Origin of the sequence: Paraburkholderia phymatum (assembly GCF_038900715.1) — a bacterium.
Lineage (GTDB): Bacteria > Pseudomonadota > Gammaproteobacteria > Burkholderiales > Burkholderiaceae > Paraburkholderia > Paraburkholderia phymatum_A.
Genome location: NZ_JAYMRZ010000015.1, coordinates 67482 through 85093 on the forward strand (window position 1 = coordinate 67482; position 17612 = coordinate 85093).

At 62.5% G+C, this 17612-nt stretch carries 15 protein-coding genes; 2 read left to right on the top strand and 13 right to left on the bottom strand.

Features of this window, described 5'->3' with window-relative positions; translation table 11 throughout:
- Positions 1 to 15: 15 nt before the first annotated feature.
- A complete protein-coding gene (gene aceK, locus VSR68_RS25395) occupies positions 16 to 1839 on the bottom strand; it encodes a bifunctional isocitrate dehydrogenase kinase/phosphatase (RefSeq protein ID WP_342942478.1) in 1824 nt (607 codons plus the stop codon).
- Between the two features lie 197 nt (positions 1840 to 2036).
- Positions 2037 to 2498, bottom strand: coding sequence for a MerR family DNA-binding transcriptional regulator (locus VSR68_RS25400; protein ID WP_342942607.1), 462 nt, complete (start codon positions 2496 to 2498; stop codon positions 2037 to 2039).
- A gap of 203 nt (positions 2499 to 2701) precedes the next feature.
- Here VSR68_RS25400 and VSR68_RS25405 point away from each other — a divergent pair, with 203 nt between their 5' ends.
- On the top strand, positions 2702 to 3775 hold the full coding sequence (locus VSR68_RS25405; protein ID WP_342942479.1) for an MBL fold metallo-hydrolase: 1074 nt from the start codon (positions 2702 to 2704) through the stop codon (positions 3773 to 3775).
- A gap of 145 nt (positions 3776 to 3920) precedes the next feature.
- Here the strand turns inward: VSR68_RS25405 and VSR68_RS25410 are convergent, their stop codons facing one another.
- The 6 genes from VSR68_RS25410 to argS form a co-directional block, all read right to left on the bottom strand.
- The gene (locus VSR68_RS25410; RefSeq protein ID WP_342942480.1) at positions 3921 to 5516 is read right to left on the bottom strand and encodes an ABC transporter substrate-binding protein; all 1596 of its coding nucleotides are present in this window, start codon (positions 5514 to 5516) and stop codon (positions 3921 to 3923) included.
- A 219-nt stretch (positions 5517 to 5735) separates the two neighbouring features.
- A complete protein-coding gene (locus VSR68_RS25415) occupies positions 5736 to 6545 on the bottom strand; it encodes a helical backbone metal receptor (protein ID WP_342942481.1) in 810 nt (269 codons plus the stop codon).
- Positions 6546 to 6548: 3 nt separating this feature from the next.
- Positions 6549 to 7319, bottom strand: a complete 771-nt coding sequence (locus VSR68_RS25420) for an SDR family oxidoreductase (RefSeq protein ID WP_342942482.1) — start codon at positions 7317 to 7319, stop codon at positions 6549 to 6551.
- A gap of 24 nt (positions 7320 to 7343) precedes the next feature.
- Complete coding sequence (locus VSR68_RS25425; RefSeq protein WP_342942483.1) at positions 7344 to 7982, bottom strand: thiol:disulfide interchange protein DsbA/DsbL; 639 nt, start codon at positions 7980 to 7982, stop codon at positions 7344 to 7346.
- Between the two features lie 152 nt (positions 7983 to 8134).
- Positions 8135 to 8914 carry an SPOR domain-containing protein gene (locus VSR68_RS25430; RefSeq protein ID WP_342942484.1) on the bottom strand — a complete coding sequence of 260 codons (780 nt, stop codon included), beginning with the start codon at positions 8912 to 8914 and terminating at the stop codon, positions 8135 to 8137.
- A 90-nt stretch (positions 8915 to 9004) separates the two neighbouring features.
- A complete protein-coding gene (gene argS, locus VSR68_RS25435) occupies positions 9005 to 10789 on the bottom strand; it encodes an arginine--tRNA ligase (protein WP_342942608.1) in 1785 nt (594 codons plus the stop codon).
- Between the two features lie 420 nt (positions 10790 to 11209).
- On the opposite strand from argS, the gene VSR68_RS25440 reads away from it, so the two are divergent.
- Positions 11210 to 11536, top strand: coding sequence for a DUF1840 domain-containing protein (locus VSR68_RS25440; RefSeq protein WP_342942609.1), 327 nt, complete (start codon positions 11210 to 11212; stop codon positions 11534 to 11536).
- Between the two features lie 225 nt (positions 11537 to 11761).
- Here the strand turns inward: VSR68_RS25440 and VSR68_RS25445 are convergent, their stop codons facing one another.
- The 5 genes from VSR68_RS25445 to pcaD all read right to left on the bottom strand — a co-directional run bounded on the left by VSR68_RS25445 (position 11762) and on the right by pcaD (position 17500).
- A complete protein-coding gene (locus VSR68_RS25445; protein ID WP_342942485.1) occupies positions 11762 to 11968 on the bottom strand; it encodes an acid-shock protein in 207 nt (68 codons plus the stop codon).
- 181 nt (positions 11969 to 12149) lie between these two features.
- Positions 12150 to 14897 carry a methionine synthase gene (gene metH, locus VSR68_RS25450; protein ID WP_342942610.1) on the bottom strand — a complete coding sequence of 916 codons (2748 nt, stop codon included), beginning with the start codon at positions 14895 to 14897 and terminating at the stop codon, positions 12150 to 12152.
- Between the two features lie 39 nt (positions 14898 to 14936).
- A complete protein-coding gene (locus VSR68_RS25455) occupies positions 14937 to 16010 on the bottom strand; it encodes a homocysteine S-methyltransferase family protein (RefSeq protein ID WP_342942486.1) in 1074 nt (357 codons plus the stop codon).
- Positions 16011 to 16336: 326 nt separating this feature from the next.
- Positions 16337 to 16594 (bottom strand): BTH_I0359 family protein, encoded by a 258-nt coding sequence (locus VSR68_RS25460; RefSeq protein WP_087734231.1) that lies wholly within the window; start codon positions 16592 to 16594, stop codon positions 16337 to 16339.
- Between the two features lie 117 nt (positions 16595 to 16711).
- A complete protein-coding gene (gene pcaD / locus VSR68_RS25465; RefSeq protein WP_342942487.1) occupies positions 16712 to 17500 on the bottom strand; it encodes a 3-oxoadipate enol-lactonase in 789 nt (262 codons plus the stop codon).
- Between the last annotated feature and the right edge of the window lie 112 nt (positions 17501 to 17612).

A 17612-nucleotide genomic window follows, 5' to 3' on the forward strand; every position in this document is an offset into this window, starting at 1 on the left:
GGGCGACGCGCGCGTTCATGCGACGCGCACGGCGGGCGCCAGATCCGTATCGGCGGCGCGATCCGCAGCGAACCGTTCCGGATAGCGGACGGAAAAGCGCAGGCCGCGGTCGTAGGGATAGAAGTCGGGCAATTCGCCCTTGAGAATCGAGTCCTTGTTCTTTTGCCACAGCGACGGATCGAAGAAATCCGCGTGATGCTTCATGAACGATTCGCGCACGCGCGGATCGCCGAGCAGAAACGTGCCGTATGTCTCCGGGAAAATGTCGTGCTGTCCGACCGTGTACCATGGCTCGCCCGACATCTCGTCTTCCTCGTGGCGCGGCGGCGGCACGGCGCGCACGTTGCAGTCGGTGAGATATTCGATCTCGTCGTAGTCGTAGAACACGACGCGCCCGTGACGCGTCACGCCGAAGTTCTTGTACAGCATGTCGCCGGGGAAGATGTTCGCCTGCATCAGTTCCTTCACTGCGTCGCCGTATTCCTTGATGCCGTGTTCGATGTCGGCGTCGGTGCCGTGTTGCAGGAAGATGTTGAGCGGCACCATGCGGCGCTCGATATACAGATGCCTGATGACGAGATTCTCACCTTCGTATTCGAGCATCGACGGCGCTTCCTTTTCCAGCTCGCGAATGAGCGCGTCATCGAGGCGCGACAGCGGCAACGCGACGCTCGAATATTCGAGCGTATCGGCCATGCGTCCCAACCGGTCGTGGCGCTTCACCAGCTGATACTTGTTCTGCACCTTTTCGCGCGTCGTGTCCTTGGGCGGCGGAAACGAGTCCTTGATGACCTTGAACACATACGGGAACGACGGCAGCGTGAACACGAGCATCACCATGCCCTTGATGCCGGGCGCGACGATGAACAGATCGCTCGAATGCTTCAGATGCCGAAGCAGATCGCGATAGAAGAGATTCTTGCCCTGCTTCTGCAAACCCACCGACGTATAGATTTCCGCCCTCGGCTTGCCTTGCAGGATGCTGCCGAGAAACTCGATATACGCGGACGGCACTTCCATATCGACGAGGAAGTACGAATGCGAAAAGCTGAAGATGATCAGCAACTGATCGCGCCGGCAGAGCAGCGCATCGACTGCGAGCAGGCCAGGCTTCACGTGATGGATCGGCAGTGCGAACGGCACCATCGCGTCACCGTTTATCACGCGGCCGATGATGTACGCCGCCTTGTTCCTGAAGAATAGCGACGACAGCACGTGAATCTGGAAATTCGGTGCTTCGTTGTTGAAGGTGCCGAAGCTGTCGCGGAACGACTGGATCACGCACTCGACATCTCGCGTGAGATTCTCGAACGGCAGGTTCAGCTGGAAGTTCGTGACGATGCGCTCCAGCGTGACGGCGAGCCCGTCCTTGCCCGGGTAATACGCGCGATACGTCGGCTTCGCGGCGGGCTCGTCGTTCTCGATGTACTCCGTCGAGATCGCGGGCCGCACGAAGATGAAATCGTTGTTGAAGTACGAGCGGTGCAGGATGTGACAGCACACCGAGTTGAAAAACGTCTCCGCGCATTCGGGCTGGCGGTGCGTCGTCAAGAGGCCGATGTAGTGCAGCTTGATCTGCTGCCATACGTCGTCGTCGATGTTCTCCGCATCGTATTCGTCTTCGAGCTTTTCGATGCATTCGCGCACGCGATCGTCATACGACGCGATGCGATCTCGCGCCAGCTTTTGCAGGCCATGCCAGTCGCCGGCTTCGAACAGGTCTTTCGCGCAGGTCGCGGCTTCACGGAAGACGTGGTAATGCCGGTCGAAGCCCTCGAGCAGCGTCTCCGCGACGTCGAAGCCGATCTGTGACGACAGCAGTTTGGGAAAGTGATTCATGTCGACCGTGCATTCGTTCAATGTCGTGAAGACACCCGCGATTGTATCGCCCGGGTGAGCCTGCGAGACGCCTTCAGGCCGCTTCAGGTCTTCCGGCGCGCCGCCGCCGCATCGTCTTTTGAAGCGTGTTGCAGGGCGTTCGGTACATCTTCACTTAAAGCCGCGCCAACTATCGTGTATGTCGCCCGATCTCCTGCTCAGGTTTTTTCTTTCGATGCGTCCTCGTGCGCGAGTTTTTCCGCTTCGTCATAGCCGTTGCCGCGCATGCCGCTTTCGAGCAGCACGCGCGCTTGCGCTTCGTATTGCGCGAGGTCTTCGAGCGTCGCGTTCAGGTCTTCGCGCTGACGTTCGAGTACTTCGCGATGCCTGACCACCGTCGCGAGAAACGCTTCGAGCTGGGGAACGGTGTCCGTCGGCGAATCGTACAGATCCAGCAGCGCGCGGATTTCCGACAGCGTGAAGCCCAGCCGCTTGCCGCGCAGCGTGAGCCTGAGCCGCGTGCGGTCGCGGCCCGAGTACACGCGGCGCAGTCCGCTCGATCCTTCGCGGCTCGGCGAGAGTAAACCCTGATCCTCGTAGAAACGGATCGCGCGCGGCGTCACGTCGAATTCGCGGGCCAGTTCGGTGATCGTGTATTGCGTCGTGTATTGCGTGTTCATCATCGGGTGTTCATCGAATCGTTCGCGTGTCCGGCCTGTCCCACCTGGCCGGCGTTTCGCGCGGCCGGGCACAAAAACGGATTGAACGTTAGAATCGACGTTTACGTTATCGTCAACCTGAACAAAGCGCAACCCGCGCTGCAAGACGCACACGGTTTGCGATTCACCGATGCGTCGCGCCGCCGACGGAGGAAAGCCCCGCGATGAATGCTCTCGAACACCAACTCGAATACCCGTTCGCCGACAGGATGCCCGCCGCCGGCACGACGCAGGAGGTCGCGCCCGGTGTCTACTGGCTGCGCATGCCGCTGCCGTTCGCGCTCGATCACATCAATCTCTGGCTGCTGCGCGACGAGATCGACGGACAGAAGGGCTGGACGATCATCGATTGCGGGATCGCGTCGGACGAAATCCGCGCGAACTGGGAGACGCTGTTCGATTCGATGCTCGAAGGTCTTCCCGTGTTGCGCGTGATCGTCACGCACTGTCATCCGGATCACCTCGGTCTTGCGGACTGGCTGTGCGAAGGCGGCGACAAGAAGCGCTGGAACGTGCGTCTGTGGATCACGCTCGGCGAATACATGCTCGGCCGCGTGATGGCGGCAGGCGACGGCTCGAACGCGGGCGGCGAGGGCGCGGCGCGGCATTTCGCGCGGCATGGGCTGACGGACGAGGCGTCGCTGGACAAGCTGCGCAATCGCAAGAGCTACTACTCGAATCTGGTGCCGTCGGTGCCGCGCCAATACCGGCGCATGCGAGAGGGCGATACGCTGACGATCGGCGGTCGTACATGGCGCGTCGTGACGGGCTTCGGTCATTCGCCGGAGCATTGCGCGTTGCACGCCGAAGCGGACCGCGTGCTGATTTCCGGCGATATGGTGTTGCCGCGCATTTCGACGAACGTATCGGTGTTCGATATCGAGCCGGAAGGCAATCCGCTTGCGTTGTATCTCGGTTCGCTCGGCCGCTATGAAACGATGGCCGCCGACACGCTAGTGCTGCCGTCGCACGGCAAGCCGTTTCGCGGGCTGCATACGCGCGTCCTTCAACTGCGCGACCATCACGCGGCACGCCTTGCGGAAGTGCGCACCGCTTGCGCGCAGAAGCCGTGCAGCGCGGCGGATATCGTCCCCATCATGTTCAAACGCGAACTCGATATCCATCAGATGACGTTTGCGATGGGCGAAGCGCTCGCGCACCTGCATCTGTTGTGGCTCGACGGGGAAATGAAACGCGTGCAGGGCGCGGATGGGGTGATCCGGTTCGAGATGCGATAGAAGCAAGCGTTGGCTTGTCGCACGCGCCTTTAGCGCTTGCGCGCTTGCGTGAGCGCACACCGAGCGGCCACCACCGAATGAAAAACGGCCCGAACGCGATTGCGCTCGGGCCGCCCAATGCAGACCATTTCGTGAACGACGGTGACTACTGCACCATCACCGCCGCAAAATTCTGCCGACCAAACGGACTGACGTGATATCCGTGTACGTTCGTCCGCGTGATGGCGGTTGCCGTCGGATAGCCGAGCGGAATCCACAGCGCCTCATCGTGGATGATCTGCTGCGCGGCCTGATACGCTTTCGTGCGTTTGCTCTGATCGGCGGTTTGCTTGCCTTGCTCGATCAGCTTGTCGAGTTCCGGGTCGCAGTAGCGCGCGAAGTTGATCCCCGACTTCACCGCATTGCAACTGAAGAGCGGCGACAGATAGTTGTCCGGGTCGCCGTTGTCGCCGGCCCAGCCCATGAACAGCGTGTCGTGCTGTCCCTGCTTGGCCTGCTTGATCAGCTCGCCCCATTCGATCACCTTCACCTCCGCCTTCACGCCGATCTTCGCGAAGTCGGCCTGTAGCATTTCGGCGCCCGCCTTCGGATTCGGATTCAGCACGCTGCCGGTCGGACGCACCCAGATCGTCGTCGAAAAGCCGTCCGGATAGCCCGCCTCGGCGAGCAGCTTCTTGGCCTTGTTGGTGTCGTATGGCCACGGCTTCACCGCCTTGTCGTAGCTCCACGTATTCGGCGGATACGGATTGTTCGCGGGCGTCGCCGTGTTGTCGAAGACGGCCTTCAGATACGACGTGCGATCGAATGCCATGTTGAGGGCGGCGCGCACCTTCTGGTTATCGAGCGGCTTTTTCTGCGTGTTGAGCGCGACGAACGCGGTCATGAACGCGGGCGTTTCGACGATAGCGAGCGACTTGTCCTTCTTCGCGTCCGCGACATCCTGCGGTTTCGGCGACAGCGCGATCTGGCATTCGCCGGCCTTCACCTTTTGCGCGCGCACGGCGGCATCGGGCGTGATCGCGTAGATCAGCCGGTCGATCTTCGGCTTCGGGCCCCAGTACGACGGGTTCACGTCATAGCGGATGATCGAGTCCTTCGTATAGCTCTTCAACACGAACGGACCCGTGCCGATCGGCTTTGCGTTCAGATCGGCCTGCTTGCCGGCCTTCAATAACTGGTCCGCGTATTCGGCCGGATAGATCGACGCGAAACCCATCGTCAGGATCGACACGAACGTTGCGTTCGGCTCGTTCAGCTCGAACTTCACCGTGTTGTCGTCGACCTTCGATACCGACTTGATCAGCTTCACGAGCCCCATCGACTGCGCATGCGGAAAGCCGCTCGCGCCCGCCACCTTGTGCCACGGGTTGTTGTCGTCGAGCATGCGGTCGAACGTGAAGACGACGTCGTCGGCATTCAGCGGACGCGTCGGCTTGAAGTAGTCGGTGGTCTGGAACTGCACGTTCGGATGCAGATGGAACGTGTACGTGAGGCCGTCGGCGCTCACGTCCCACTTGTCGGCGAGCGACGGCGCGACTTTCTTCGCCGCTTCGTCATACGACACGAGCGAGTTGAAAATCACATCCGCCGATGCGTTGGTCGTGACGAGCGAGTTGTACTGAACGACGTCGAAGCCGTCAGGACTCGATTCGGTGCAAACGGTAAGCGGTTTTGCGATGGTCAGCGCAGGTGCGATGGCGAGGGCCGTCAGCGTCGTGGCGGCGAGCAGCTTGAAACGCATAAGATCTCCCGGAATTTCGAATTCTTCGTGGCGGGGCGGCGTCGTGCATTCTGTCGTGCACTGCGCGCGCTCCGGGCAGGTGCTTCACGCATTTTCATTCTGATACGGATTCGGCGCCGGCGCAGTGCGTCACATTCCGCCGGCTCTGCGCAAGCTTATCGAACGCTTACGGCAGCGACAACAATTGAATCTGCATATCGATATGGTTGCGCGTTCACGCTAGCGGCTGGCGTAGCGCAAAAGATACGCGATGCCGTCGATTGCGCGCGAGCCGTACCACGACACCATCTCGCCATCGATCAGCTCGATACGTTTGTCTTTGAGGCGCGCATGCTGCTCGAGCGCATCGCAATGCTGCTGTGTGAAGCGATATGGCTCGCTCGGCAGCAGCACGCGATCGACATCATCGAGCCACGCGGCGTCTAAATCGAACGACGGATAACGGGCGGCGCCTTTGTCGCCGCCTTGCACGGCCGGCAACGTTTGCCAGTTCACGAGACGCAGCATCGCCGAGATATAGGTGTCGCGCGCGACCGTCATCCACGGCTCGCGCCAGATCGCGTACAGCACGTTTTGCTGTGGCCACGTGCGCGAAGCGGCTGCATCGAGTTGCGTCTGAAGCGCGCAGGCCAACTGTTGCGCTTCGTTCTCACGGTCGAAAATCGCGCCGAGCAGCGCGTACAGCGCGAGATTATCGGTCGGCGCAAGCGGATGCGTGACGACGATATGCGGCACGAACTCGCGCAGCCGTTCGACGGTTTCGCGCTCGTTCTCGTCGATATTGACGATTGCATGCGTGGGTTGCAGTGCGCGCACGGCATCGATTTTCACCGCCTTCGTGCCGCCGACTTTCGGCACCTTGCGCACCTTGTCGCGCGGGTGCACGCAAAAGCCCGTTCGACCGACGATCTGCGCGTCGAGCTGCAATGCAAAGAGAAGTTCGGTGATGCTCGGCACCAGCGACACGATGCGCGCGCCGCTACCCGCTTGCGCGTGCTCGATACCGGCTGCATCGACACGCGCGATCATGATTCAGCGGGCGGCGCGCGGCTTGCGCGGGGCCTTTTCGAAGACGGCGTCGTAGAGCCAGCGCGGCAGCACATGCAGCAGCATCGCCGCGAAGCGCATCTGCCACGGGAAGATCGCGAAGCGCGTTTTCCGCGCGATCGCATCGGCGACCTTTTCGGCGAAGCGGTCCGCGTCCATCAGGAAGGGCATCGGGTACGGATTGCGCTCGGTCATCGGCGTGCGGATATAGCCGGGCGCGATCGTGACCACCGACACGCCGAGCGGCCGCATCTCGACGCGCAGCGCTTCCAGATACTTCGTCGCCGCCGACTTCGACGCGCTGTACGCGCCCGAGCCCGGCAGCCCGCGCACGCCCGCGACGCTGGCGATGCCGACGAGCGTGCCCTTGCGCGCGGCGATCATCGCCGAAGCGAACGGCTCGAACGTCGCGACCATGCCGAAGTAGTTCACGTCCATCACGTCGCGAAACGCCTGCAAATCGCCGTGGCCCGTCACGGCGCCATGACTGATGCCCGCGTTCGCGATCACGATGTCGGGGCAGCCGTGTTCCGCGATGAACTGCTGCGCGGCACGAGCGAGCGCGTCCGCGTTCCGCACGTCGACGGAATACACGGAAATCGCGTTCTGGGGATGGGACTGCTGGAAGTGGGCGAGAGCGTCGCCGCGACGGGCAACGAGGCCGAGAATCGCGCCGCGCCGCGCATATTCGGCGGCGAGCGCTTCGCCTATGCCACTCGACGCGCCGGTGATGAAAACCTTCAGCGGTGAACTCATGCCGGCCGTCGTGCGTGAATGGAATTACATCTTCTTCGCGCGAACCTGGCCGACCAGGTAGTCGAGCACCTGGAGCGTGCCGGGCAGGCTGTTCGTCTGCGCGGGGCCCGTTTCGTACTTGCCCTGCACGGCCAGCGTCGGCACGCCGTCGATCCGGAAGTCTTCGATCAGCTTCTTGTCACGCTGGACCGCGCTCTGGGTCGAGAACGAGTTATATGCGTCCATGAACTTCTTCGAATCGACACCGTTCTTCGCGAGGAATTTGGCCTGATCTTCCGGCGTCAGCAGGTAGTTCTTGTTGACGTGGATCTCGTGGAAGATGGTCGGCGTGAGCTGGTTCGCGAGGCCGAGCGCGTCGACCGCGTGATAGAGCTTCGAGTGCGGAATGAAATCGTCGCGGAAGGCGACGGGCACGCGCTTGAACACGACGTCCGGGCCCTGCTTCTTGACCCACGATTCCAGGTACGGATCGAATTCGTTGCAGTGCGGGCAGCCGTACCACATGAACTCGATCACTTCGATCTTGCCGGCGGGCTCCTCGACGGGCTGCGGCGTGGACAGCACCGTGTAGTCCTTGCCGGCGACGGGCGCGGCGGGCGTTGCTTGCGCCGCGCTCGCGACGAGGCCGAGAGAGAGGAAAAGAATGCTCAGCAGTTTTTTCATGTCTTGTGAACCCAATCAGGGGAAGTAACGGTGGCGGGCTTTGGCGCGCCGCGACCGCAACGGTTCGACGGCAGGCGTCTGCCGCACATGAGACTCGCGCCGCGCGCTGAAGGTTCAGCGGCGGCGCATGACAACCCGTTACTGCGCGTGAATCACTGCTTGGTGAAGCGGATGACGGCGGTGTCGACGCCTGCGTCGGACAGGCGCTGACGCGTGGTGTTCATCTCTTCGAACTTCGAGAACGGGCCGATTCGAACGCGATAGTACGTCACACCGCCCGCATCGCGCTGCGTGACCTTCGATTCGAAGCCCTGAAACGCGAGCCGCGCGCGTTGCTGTTCGGCATCGGCGGCCGTCTTGTATGCGCCGACCTGCAGCAGATAGCCCGTGTTCACGTCGGCGGCGGAGGGCGGCGTGCCGTTCGGTGTCGAGCCGGCCTTCGGCTGATTCGGTGCGTTGTTCGCGATGCCCGGCGCGCTGGTCGCTTGCGGCGGCTTGCGCGGCTGGTTCATCGCCATCGTGTTGCTGTTGTTCGCGCCGTTGTCCTCGGCGGGCTTCGGCGGGACGGCGACGCCGTTGTTCGACGGCGGCACTTCGACGATCTGCGGCTCTTCGAGCATGCCCGAAGTCTGCGACTGGTTCGTGGTCTGGCCGGGCGCCGTGTTGGGCGGCGCGGGCTGCGCGGCTTGCGGCACCGGCTGGCCGGGGCTCTTGCCTTGCAGCGGACGGTTCGGGTCGTACTGAGGCTGGCTTGCGCCGCTATCGGATGCGGCGGGCGGCGCGACCTTCGCGACGAACGGCGTGGGCGCGCGCGTGATGTAGAGCGCCACCACCACCGCGATGGCCAGGCCGACGATCAGGCCCAGCACGATACCGAGAAAAGTGCCCCCGGTCTGTTTCGATTGCTTCGTTGTGCGGCGTGGTTTTGCCATCGTCTGTTTCACCTGCAAAAGGAAATCTGGAATGACCGTCGATTATAGCGACGGCCATCCGCCTGACGTCTTAATTAAAGCGCGTGGAGATTACATTTTGGCGGGTGCCGACACACCGATCACCGCGAGGCCGTTCGCCAGCACCTGGCGCGTCGCTGCGAGCAGCGCGATGCGCGCATTGCGCGGCGCTTCTTCGTCGACGAGAACGCGTTCGGCATTGTAGAACGAGTGAAATTCGCCGGCGAGATCGCGCAGATAGAACGCGACCGCGTGCGGCGCGAGTTCGTCGGCGGCGTGCGTCAGCATGTCGGGGAATTCGGCGAGCTTTTGCAGCAGCGCCATTGCGCGCTCGCTGTCGAGCGGCGACAGATCGACGAACGGCAGCAGGGCTTCATCCGCTGCGTAGCGCGACTTCCATTCGCTGATCACCGAGCAGATGCGCGCGTGCGCGTACTGCACGTAGTACACCGGGTTCTCGTCGTTCTGCTTGAGCGCGAGATCGACGTCGAACACGAACTCCGTATCGGCCTTGCGCGAGATCAGGAAGAAGCGCACCGCGTCGCGTCCGCGGCGGATGGTCTCTTCGTCGAGCAGATCGGGCGCCGCTTCCTGACCCGGCAGCGCGCCGCCTGACCATTCGATCAGATCGCGCACCGTCACATAACTGCCCGCGCGCTTCGAGATCTTCACTTCCTGGCCATCGCGCATCACCGTGACCATCTTGTGCAGCACGTAGTCGGGATAGCCCTTCGGAATGCCGATGCCGAGCCCCTGCAGACCGGCGCGCACGCGCGCGATCGTGCCGTGGTGATCCGAGCCCTGGATGTTGATGACCTTCGTGAAGCCGCGCTGCCACTTCGTCTCGTGATAGGCGACGTCGGGCACGAAGTACGTGTACGTGCCGTCGGACTTGCGCATCACGCGGTCCTTGTCGTCGCCCTCGTCGGTGGTGCGCAGCCACAGCGCGCTGTCCTGCTCGTAGGTCATGCCGGCGTCGATCAGCTCCTTCACCGTGTTCTCGACGCGGCCTTCCTTGTACAGCGACGATTCGAGGTAGTACTGGTCGAACTTCACGCCGAACGCCTGCAGGTCCATGTCCTGCTCGTGACGCAGATAGGCGACGGCAAAACGGCGGATCGCGTCGAGATCCTCGACGTCGCCCGCGCCCTTGACGGGCTCGCCGTCGCTCGCCGACACGGTTTCGCCGTTCAGGTAGTCGCGCGCGATGTCGGCGATGTATTCGCCGTTGTACGCGCTTTCGGGCCAGCCCGCGTCGCCGGGTTTGAGGCCCCGGGCGCGCGCCTGCGTCGAGATCGCGAGGTTGCCGATCTGCACGCCCGCGTCGTTGTAGTAGAACTCGCGATGCACGGCATAGCCCTGCGACGCGAGCACGTTCGACATCGCGTCGCCGAGCGCGGCCTGGCGGCCGTGTCCGACGTGCAGCGGGCCCGTCGGATTGGCCGACACGAACTCGACCAGCACGCGCTTGCCCGCGTCGCGCGTCGAGCGGCCGAAGGCGTCGCGCTGTTCGAAGATCGCGGCGATCACGGCCTGCTTCGAAGCCGCCGACAGGCGCAGGTTGATGAAGCCCGGACCGGCCACTTCCGCGCTATCGACGAGGCCCTTGGCCTGCGGATGCGCGAGCAGTGCATCGACGATCTGTTGCGCGAGCTGGCGCGGGTTGCTGCGCAGCGGCTTGGCGATCTGCATCGCGACGTTGCACGCGATGTCGCCGTGCGCGGCGACTTTCGGTCGTTCGAGCGTGATGGCCGGCGTGACGAACGCGGCTTCGGATTCACCTTGAGTGGCCCGGGCGACCTGCTTGACGACGTCGGTCAACAGGGTTTCGAGAGTTTGTTTGTGTGCAGGCAGCATGCTTGTTGCGAGTCCAGTGAGGCAGTCCGATGAAGCGGGCAGCGCCGCGAACGGCGCGGAGCCGGGCCGTCGACGGCGTGGAAAGCGCTTGAGCGCCGGATGCGCGCCGGGAGCGTGACGCTGCATCGGCGCGGCAGGGCGGCGATCGCTCACGGCGCGCGCCGTGCCGATAGCCGGACACGCGCTGCGGCGAAGCGGCACAACGTATACAGCGTGCCCGGACGCACGGCGGCGAGCTTTTTCCGTCAAGCCGGATTTTAGCAGGTGCTAATATGTCCAATGAGATGCCCAGCAGGGGCCGTGGCCACCGGCAACACCCGAGCAAGCAGCCGGCGCGCCGACGGAACCCGTGCGGCTGGCCGTGACGAGCATCATGCGGCCGGCTGTGGGAGAAGCCAACATAATGAAAAGGGAACAGTCATGCTGATTACTTTCAAGTGCCGCTCCGCCCCCGATGTGGTGATGTTGGAGAATCTCGCCCAATATCTGCTGGGAATCATCGGCAAGCGGCTCGGCCAACGCGGTGTAATCAATCACGACGAACTCGGCGTTGCGATCTCGAAGCTCGAAGCTGCAATCGTGACCGACAAGCAGGAACTCGCCGAGCATGAAGGCCACTTCCACGAAGGGGAGGAAGGCCACGACACGCACGAGATTCCGATCGGTCTCGCACAACGCGCGTTTCCGTTCCTCGACATGCTGCGCGCGGCGCAGAAGGAAAATACGGACATCGTCTGGGGAATCTGAGCGGCGTTCGGCCGCGCCGGTGAGCGCCGCGCAGAGGCGGCTTCGTCGTGTGTTTCCGCTCGGTGTAGTGTGTAGTGCACGCTGTCTTGCGCCCCGTCGTGGACAAGGCGGCGCATACATGGAATCGATTCCGGGCCGAGTGCACATCTGCCGCTTCCGGCCATGAAAAAGCCCATCTCGCGATGGGCTTTTTTCGTTGTTTTGCTGTGACGCCGCGCTCGCGCGTTACTGGCTTGCGCCTTCCGGCGCGGTCGCGGGAGCGGACGCGCCCTTTTTCATCTTGTTCTTCTTAGGCTTCTTCACGTGAGTGACGGTGGGCGGCGAATACGAACTCACCGCGCTCGATCCGCCCGGAGCCTGAGGCTGCGCCTCGGCGAGCGGCGCGACGGCGGCGAGCGATAACGCGGTCAACATCAGCGTCAGCTTCTTCATACGATTTCTCTCCGTTGACGGTTGCAGGTCGTTGAGCCGACGCGTTATTGCGCTCGCGTCTGGCAGGTTCGGCAGGATGAAGCGTTTTCAGTCTACAAAGCCGAAAATATTCGCTGGGCCTTTCAACTGAAAATATTCAGCCTCTGGCCAGCGATATAGTCCTGCCGTCCGCCGCTTCCGCTCAAAGCAGCGGCGCGAGCGCGCGCTGTGCGTCCGCCTTCGACAGCGACATGCGCCGCGCGTAGTCCTCCAACTGATCCTGGCCGATCTTGCCGACCGAGAAATACGTGCTGTCGGGATGCGCGAGATAGAAGCCGGAAACGCTCGCGGCAGGCAGCATCGCGAGCGATTCGGTGACGCTCATGCCGATCTCGCCGGCTTGCAGCGCGGCGAACATGTCGCGCTTGACGAGGTGATCCGGGCAGGCCGGATAGCCTGGCGCGGGACGGATGCCGCGATACTTCTCGCCGATCAGATCGTCGTTCGAGAGACTCTCGTCTTGCGCATAGCCCCACAGGTCGCGGCGCACGCGAGCATGCATCGCTTCGGCGAACGCTTCCGCGAAGCGATCGGCGAGCGCCTTCAGCATGATCGCGCTGTAGTCGTCGTGATCCTGCTCGAACTGCTTTTCCTTCGCGTCGACGCCCAGACCCGCCGTGACCGCGAACATGCCGATGTAGTCGGCGATGCCCGAATCCTTCGGCGCGATGAAGTCGGCGAGCGACCGGTTCGGCCGCATCACGCCGTCCACGACGGGACGCACGCTTTGCTGGCGCAGGTTGCGCCACGTCAGCGCGACTTCGCTGCGCGATTCGTCCGTGTAGATTTCGATGTCGTCGTCATTGACCGTATTCGCGGGCAGCAGAGCGATCACGCCGTTCGCCGTCAGCCAGCGGCCCTGCATCAGGCGCGCGAGCATTGACTTCGCGTCCGAGAAAACGCGCCGTGCCGATTCGCCGACGATCTCGTCGTTGAGAATCGCGGGATACGGACCGGCGAGATCCCACGTCTGGAAGAACGGGCCCCAGTCGATGTAGTTCGCGAGTTCGTTCAGATCGAAGTTCTTGAACACGCGCCGGCCGATGAACTTCGGCTTCACCGGTTGATACGCGCTCCAGTCGACCTTCGTCTTGTTCGCGCGCGCTTGCGCGAGCGTGACGAGCGGCTGGGCTTTCTTGTTCGCATGCTGATTGCGGATGCGGTCGTAGTCGGCCTTCAGCTCGTCGAGATACTTCGTTGCGCCTTCGTCGGACAGCAGGTTTGACGCCACCGACACCGACCGCGATGCATCCGGCACGTACACGACAGGGCCTTCGTAATTCGGCGCGATCTTCACGGCGGTGTGCACGCGCGAAGTCGTCGCGCCGCCGATCAGCAGCGGAATCTTTTTCACGCGGAAGTAGTCGTCGCGCTGCATTTCCGATGCAACGTAGGCCATCTCTTCGAGCGACGGCGTGATCAGGCCCGACAGACCGATGATGTCCGCGCCTTCGACTTTCGCCTTCGCGAGAATCTCGTTGCACGGGACCATCACGCCCATGTTGACCACTTCGAAGTTGTTGCACTGAAGCACGACGGAGACGATGTTCTTGCCGATATCGTGCACGTCGCCCTTCACGGTCGCGACGACGATCTTGCCTTTCGCGCGCACATCGCCGCCCGCTTCGGCGAGCAGACGCTTTTCTTCTTCGATGAACGGAATCAGATGCGCGACGGCCTGCTTCATCACGCGCGCCGACTTCACGACTTGTGGCAGGAACATCTTGCCCTGGCCGAACAGGTCGCCGACGATGTTCATGCCGTCCATCAGCGGGCCTTCGATCACGTTGATCGGGCGGCCGCCGCCTTGCATGATCTTGACGCGCGCCTCTTCCGTGTCTTCGACGATGAAGTTCGTGATGCCGTGCACGAGCGCATGCGCGAGACGCTGCTCGACGCCCTGGTTGCGCCACTCGAGGTTCTCTTCTTTCTTCGCTGCGCCCGTCTTGAACTTGTCGGCGATTTCGAGCATCCGGTCGGTTGCGTCTTCGCGGCGGTTCAGCACCACGTCTTCGACACGCTCGCGCAATTCGGCGTCGAGGTCCGCGTACACGCCCAGCTGGCCCGCGTTGACGATGCCCATGTCCATGCCCGCCTGAATCGCGTGGTAGAGGAACACGGTGTGAATCGCCTCGCGCACCGGGTCGTTGCCGCGGAACGAGAACGACACGTTCGACACGCCGCCGCTCACCTTCGCATACGGCAGGTTCTGCTTGATCCAGCGCGTCGCTTCGATGAAGTCGACGGCGTAGTTGTTGTGCTCTTCGATGCCCGTTGCGATCGCGAAGATGTTCGGATCGAAGATGATGTCTTCGGGCGCAAAGCCCACTTCGTTGACGAGAATGTTGTAAGAGCGCTTGCAGATTTGCGTCTTGCGCTCGAACGTGTCGGCCTGGCCCTGTTCATCGAATGCCATCACGACGGTCGCCGCGCCGTAACGGCGAATCAGCTTCGCCTGATGGCGAAAGCTCTCTTCGCCTTCCTTCAGCGAGATCGAGTTGACGATCGCCTTGCCTTGCACGCATTTCAGGCCCGCTTCGATCACCTCCCACTTCGACGAGTCGATCATGACCGGCACGCGCGCGATGTCCGGCTCCGACGCGATCAGATTCATGAAGCGCACCATCGCCGCTTTCGAATCGAGCATCGCTTCGTCCATGTTCACGTCGATCACCTGCGCGCCGTTTTCGACCTGCTGGCGCGCGACGGCCAGCGCTTCGTCGAACTGGCCGTTCAGGATCATCCGCGCGAATGCCTTCGAGCCCGTCACGTTGGTGCGTTCGCCGACGTTGATGAAGAGCGTCCCCGAAGTGACGTTGAACGGCTCGAGGCCGGAGAGGCGCATCGTGTGATCGGTCATGGTCTGTGCGTGTTTCGTCGTTGCTTCAATGGGTTCTGCGGGCGGCCGTCCGTGCGGCGTCGATGTGCTTCAGACTGCGTCGCGATACTGGCTCGGCCACTTGCGCGGCTTCACTTCGTTCAGCGCCTTCGCGATCGCGGCGATATGCTCCGGCGTCGTGCCGCAGCAGCCGCCCGCGATGTTCACGAGACCCGCTTGCGCGAATTCCTTCAGGAGGCCCGACGTATCGGCGGGCAGTTCGTCGAAGCCGGTGTCGCTCATCGGATTCGGCAGGCCGGCGTTCGGATAGCACGACACATAGGTGTCGCAAAGCTTCGCCAGCTCCGCGATGTACGGGCGCATCAGCGCCGCGCCCAATGCGCAGTTCAGGCCGAACGTGAGCGGCTTCGCGTGGCGCAGCGAATTCCAGAACGCTTCGACCGTCTGTCCCGACAGAATGCGGCCCGATGCGTCCGTCACCGTGCCCGAGATCATGATGGGCAGGCGCTCGCCGGTGTCGTCGAACAATTCGTCGAGCGCGAAAAGCGCGGCCTTTGCGTTCAGCGTATCGAAGATCGTTTCGACCAGGAACAGGTCAGCGCCGCCTTCCATCAGCGCTTTCGCCTGGTCGTAGTACGCGGCGCGCAGTTCGTCGAAACTGACGTTGCGTGCGCCCGGATCGTTGACGTCGGGCGAAATGCTCGCCGTCTTCGGCGTCGGCCCGATCGCGCCGGCGACGAAGCGCGGCTTGTCGGGCGTCGAATACTTGTCGCATGCGGCGCGCGCGAGCTTCGCCGATTCGCGGTTCATCTCGACGGCGAGTTCTTCCATTCCGTAGTCGGCCTGCGCGACAGTCGTTGCGCCGAACGTGTTCGTCTCGATGATGTCGGCGCCCGCCGCGAGATATTGCTCGTGAATCTCGCTGATGATCTGCGGCTGCGTGATCGACAGCAACTCGTTGTTGCCCTTGATGTCGCGCGCATAGTCCTTGAAGCGCTCGCCGCGATAGGCGGCTTCGTCGAGCTTGTAGCGCTGGATCATCGTGCCCATCGCGCCGTCCAGAATCAGGATGCGCGATTCGAGCAACGCGGGCAGGGCCGCGCCGCGCGTGTACGCGGCGCCGGCGTTGGCGGCTGATGGGGCTGACTTGGCGGGCTGGTTCATGGTCTGATCGCGCTCGTGCCGGCTGGCTCTGCCGACTTTTTCAGGAAACTCAATATTGTAGCCGGATGGCCGCAAACTCGCCGCGCGACGCGGCTTTGCGGCCCGTGCTTGCGCGCAAGGCCCGCCGGTTGCTGGCAATGGAGCACGGGCAGTATATCTTTCGCTGTTTGCGCGGCGCGCTCGCCTTGCCTGGCGCGGCGCGCCGCGAGACGTGAGCTACGCGGACAAAAACGAAAAAGCGCAAAAACGAAAAACCCCGCCGGGCAAGCCGGGCGGGGTCGATTGGGGACGTGTCGCCTGGAGTTGGCGTCGTTGGCGCCGACGGGTCAGTGAAGAATGACCGGCTGATTCATCAGGCTGTCGAATTGACCGAGAAATTCGTCCACTTCGTCTAGCGTCGGTTCGTCTTCGATGAGCTTTTGCACGTGCTCGCGAAAACTGGCTGCCATCACGCCGTCGATGTAAATCTCGCGCTGCGTGTTCTTGTCGACGATCTCATACCCACCGGACCTCATCGCGATATGCCCGTCCTGCGGCGGGAACTCGACGACACAATAGTTGGGGCTGTTGTAGATCATTTGCATGGCGACACTCCTTATTTCCGATGGCTCCGGGCCAGTGTTGCACCGTAGATGGAGCCCATGGTTTGGAATTCAAGGGGTGGGTCCGGCCTGACGCGTTGAAGATCCCGGACCTGTTTCTTAGACCAGTTTCTGCAGAAACGATTCAAGCAAAGCCGTAAAACGTTGCGATTGCTCTATTGGCGCGAGGTGAGCCGCGTCTAGCAGTTCGAATCTCGCTCCCCGGATGGCATCCGCTATTGCCTGTGTAGCAGCAGGTGGCGTGCCTGCATCGTGGCGTCCAGCCACTGTGAGAGTGGGAAAGGCGATCTCCTTCAGTCTACTGCTCACGTCGAAATCGCGCAGTGCAAGGCACGCATGCGCATAACCTTCAGACGAAGTGTTCTCGAATACCTCGCGAATCTGTTCGACGACTTCGGGGTGCGCGTCGCGAAAGCCGGCCGTCAGCCAGCGTTCCATCGTCGCTTGCGCGAGCGCGCCGACACCTTCGTTGCGCACCATCGCCGCGCGCTGTTCCCAAAGCGCGCGGCTGTCGGATGGCGTGGCGGCGTGCGTATCCGTGAGCGTCAGCGTCTCTACGCGGTCCGGGTTGTCGAGTGCGAACTGTTGCGCAATCATGCCGCCCATCGACATGCCGACAAGATGCGTCTTCTTTACGCCAAGCGCATCCAGCAGCGCGCGCAGATCCCGCGACAGATCCACAACGCTGCACTGCCTGTCCGATACGGCCGTTTGACCGTGACCGCGCACGTCGTAGCGCAAGACCGTGTAGTCGTCGCGGAAATAGCCTGCGAGCTGATCCCATATCGACAGATCGCCGCCTAGCTGATGAATGAATGTGAGCGAGGGGCCTCCGCCTTCATTGCTCAGGATGTAGCGCGTATCGATGCCATTCACATTGATTTGCATGCGGACTCCAAAAGTGTTGTCGCAATGAAAGAACGAGTGAATCAAACCGTTCATGCGATCCGGGTCGTTCGCCGGATCGTTCTATTCGCATCATGGGATGCGCATGAACCGT

Excerpts from the sequence above, each read along its gene's own strand:
- aceK (WP_342942478.1), bottom strand. The coding sequence starts at position 1,839 with ATGAATCACTTTCCCAAACTGCTGTCGTCACAGATCGGCTTCGACGTC.
- VSR68_RS25400 (WP_342942607.1), bottom strand. The coding sequence starts at position 2,498 with ATGAACACGCAATACACGACGCAATACACGATCACCGAACTGGCCCGC.
- VSR68_RS25405 (WP_342942479.1), top strand. The coding sequence starts at position 2,702 with ATGAATGCTCTCGAACACCAACTCGAATACCCGTTCGCCGACAGGATG.
- VSR68_RS25410 (WP_342942480.1), bottom strand. The coding sequence starts at position 5,516 with ATGCGTTTCAAGCTGCTCGCCGCCACGACGCTGACGGCCCTCGCCATC.
- VSR68_RS25415 (WP_342942481.1), bottom strand. The coding sequence starts at position 6,545 with ATGATCGCGCGTGTCGATGCAGCCGGTATCGAGCACGCGCAAGCGGGT.
- VSR68_RS25420 (WP_342942482.1), bottom strand. The coding sequence starts at position 7,319 with ATGAGTTCACCGCTGAAGGTTTTCATCACCGGCGCGTCGAGTGGCATA.
- VSR68_RS25425 (WP_342942483.1), bottom strand. The coding sequence starts at position 7,982 with ATGAAAAAACTGCTGAGCATTCTTTTCCTCTCTCTCGGCCTCGTCGCG.
- VSR68_RS25430 (WP_342942484.1), bottom strand. The coding sequence starts at position 8,914 with ATGGCAAAACCACGCCGCACAACGAAGCAATCGAAACAGACCGGGGGC.
- argS (WP_342942608.1), bottom strand. The coding sequence starts at position 10,789 with ATGCTGCCTGCACACAAACAAACTCTCGAAACCCTGTTGACCGACGTC.
- VSR68_RS25440 (WP_342942609.1), top strand. The coding sequence starts at position 11,210 with ATGCTGATTACTTTCAAGTGCCGCTCCGCCCCCGATGTGGTGATGTTG.
- VSR68_RS25445 (WP_342942485.1), bottom strand. The coding sequence starts at position 11,968 with ATGAAGAAGCTGACGCTGATGTTGACCGCGTTATCGCTCGCCGCCGTC.
- VSR68_RS25455 (WP_342942486.1), bottom strand. The coding sequence starts at position 16,010 with ATGAACCAGCCCGCCAAGTCAGCCCCATCAGCCGCCAACGCCGGCGCC.
- VSR68_RS25460 (WP_087734231.1), bottom strand. The coding sequence starts at position 16,594 with ATGCAAATGATCTACAACAGCCCCAACTATTGTGTCGTCGAGTTCCCG.
- pcaD (WP_342942487.1), bottom strand. The coding sequence starts at position 17,500 with ATGCAAATCAATGTGAATGGCATCGATACGCGCTACATCCTGAGCAAT.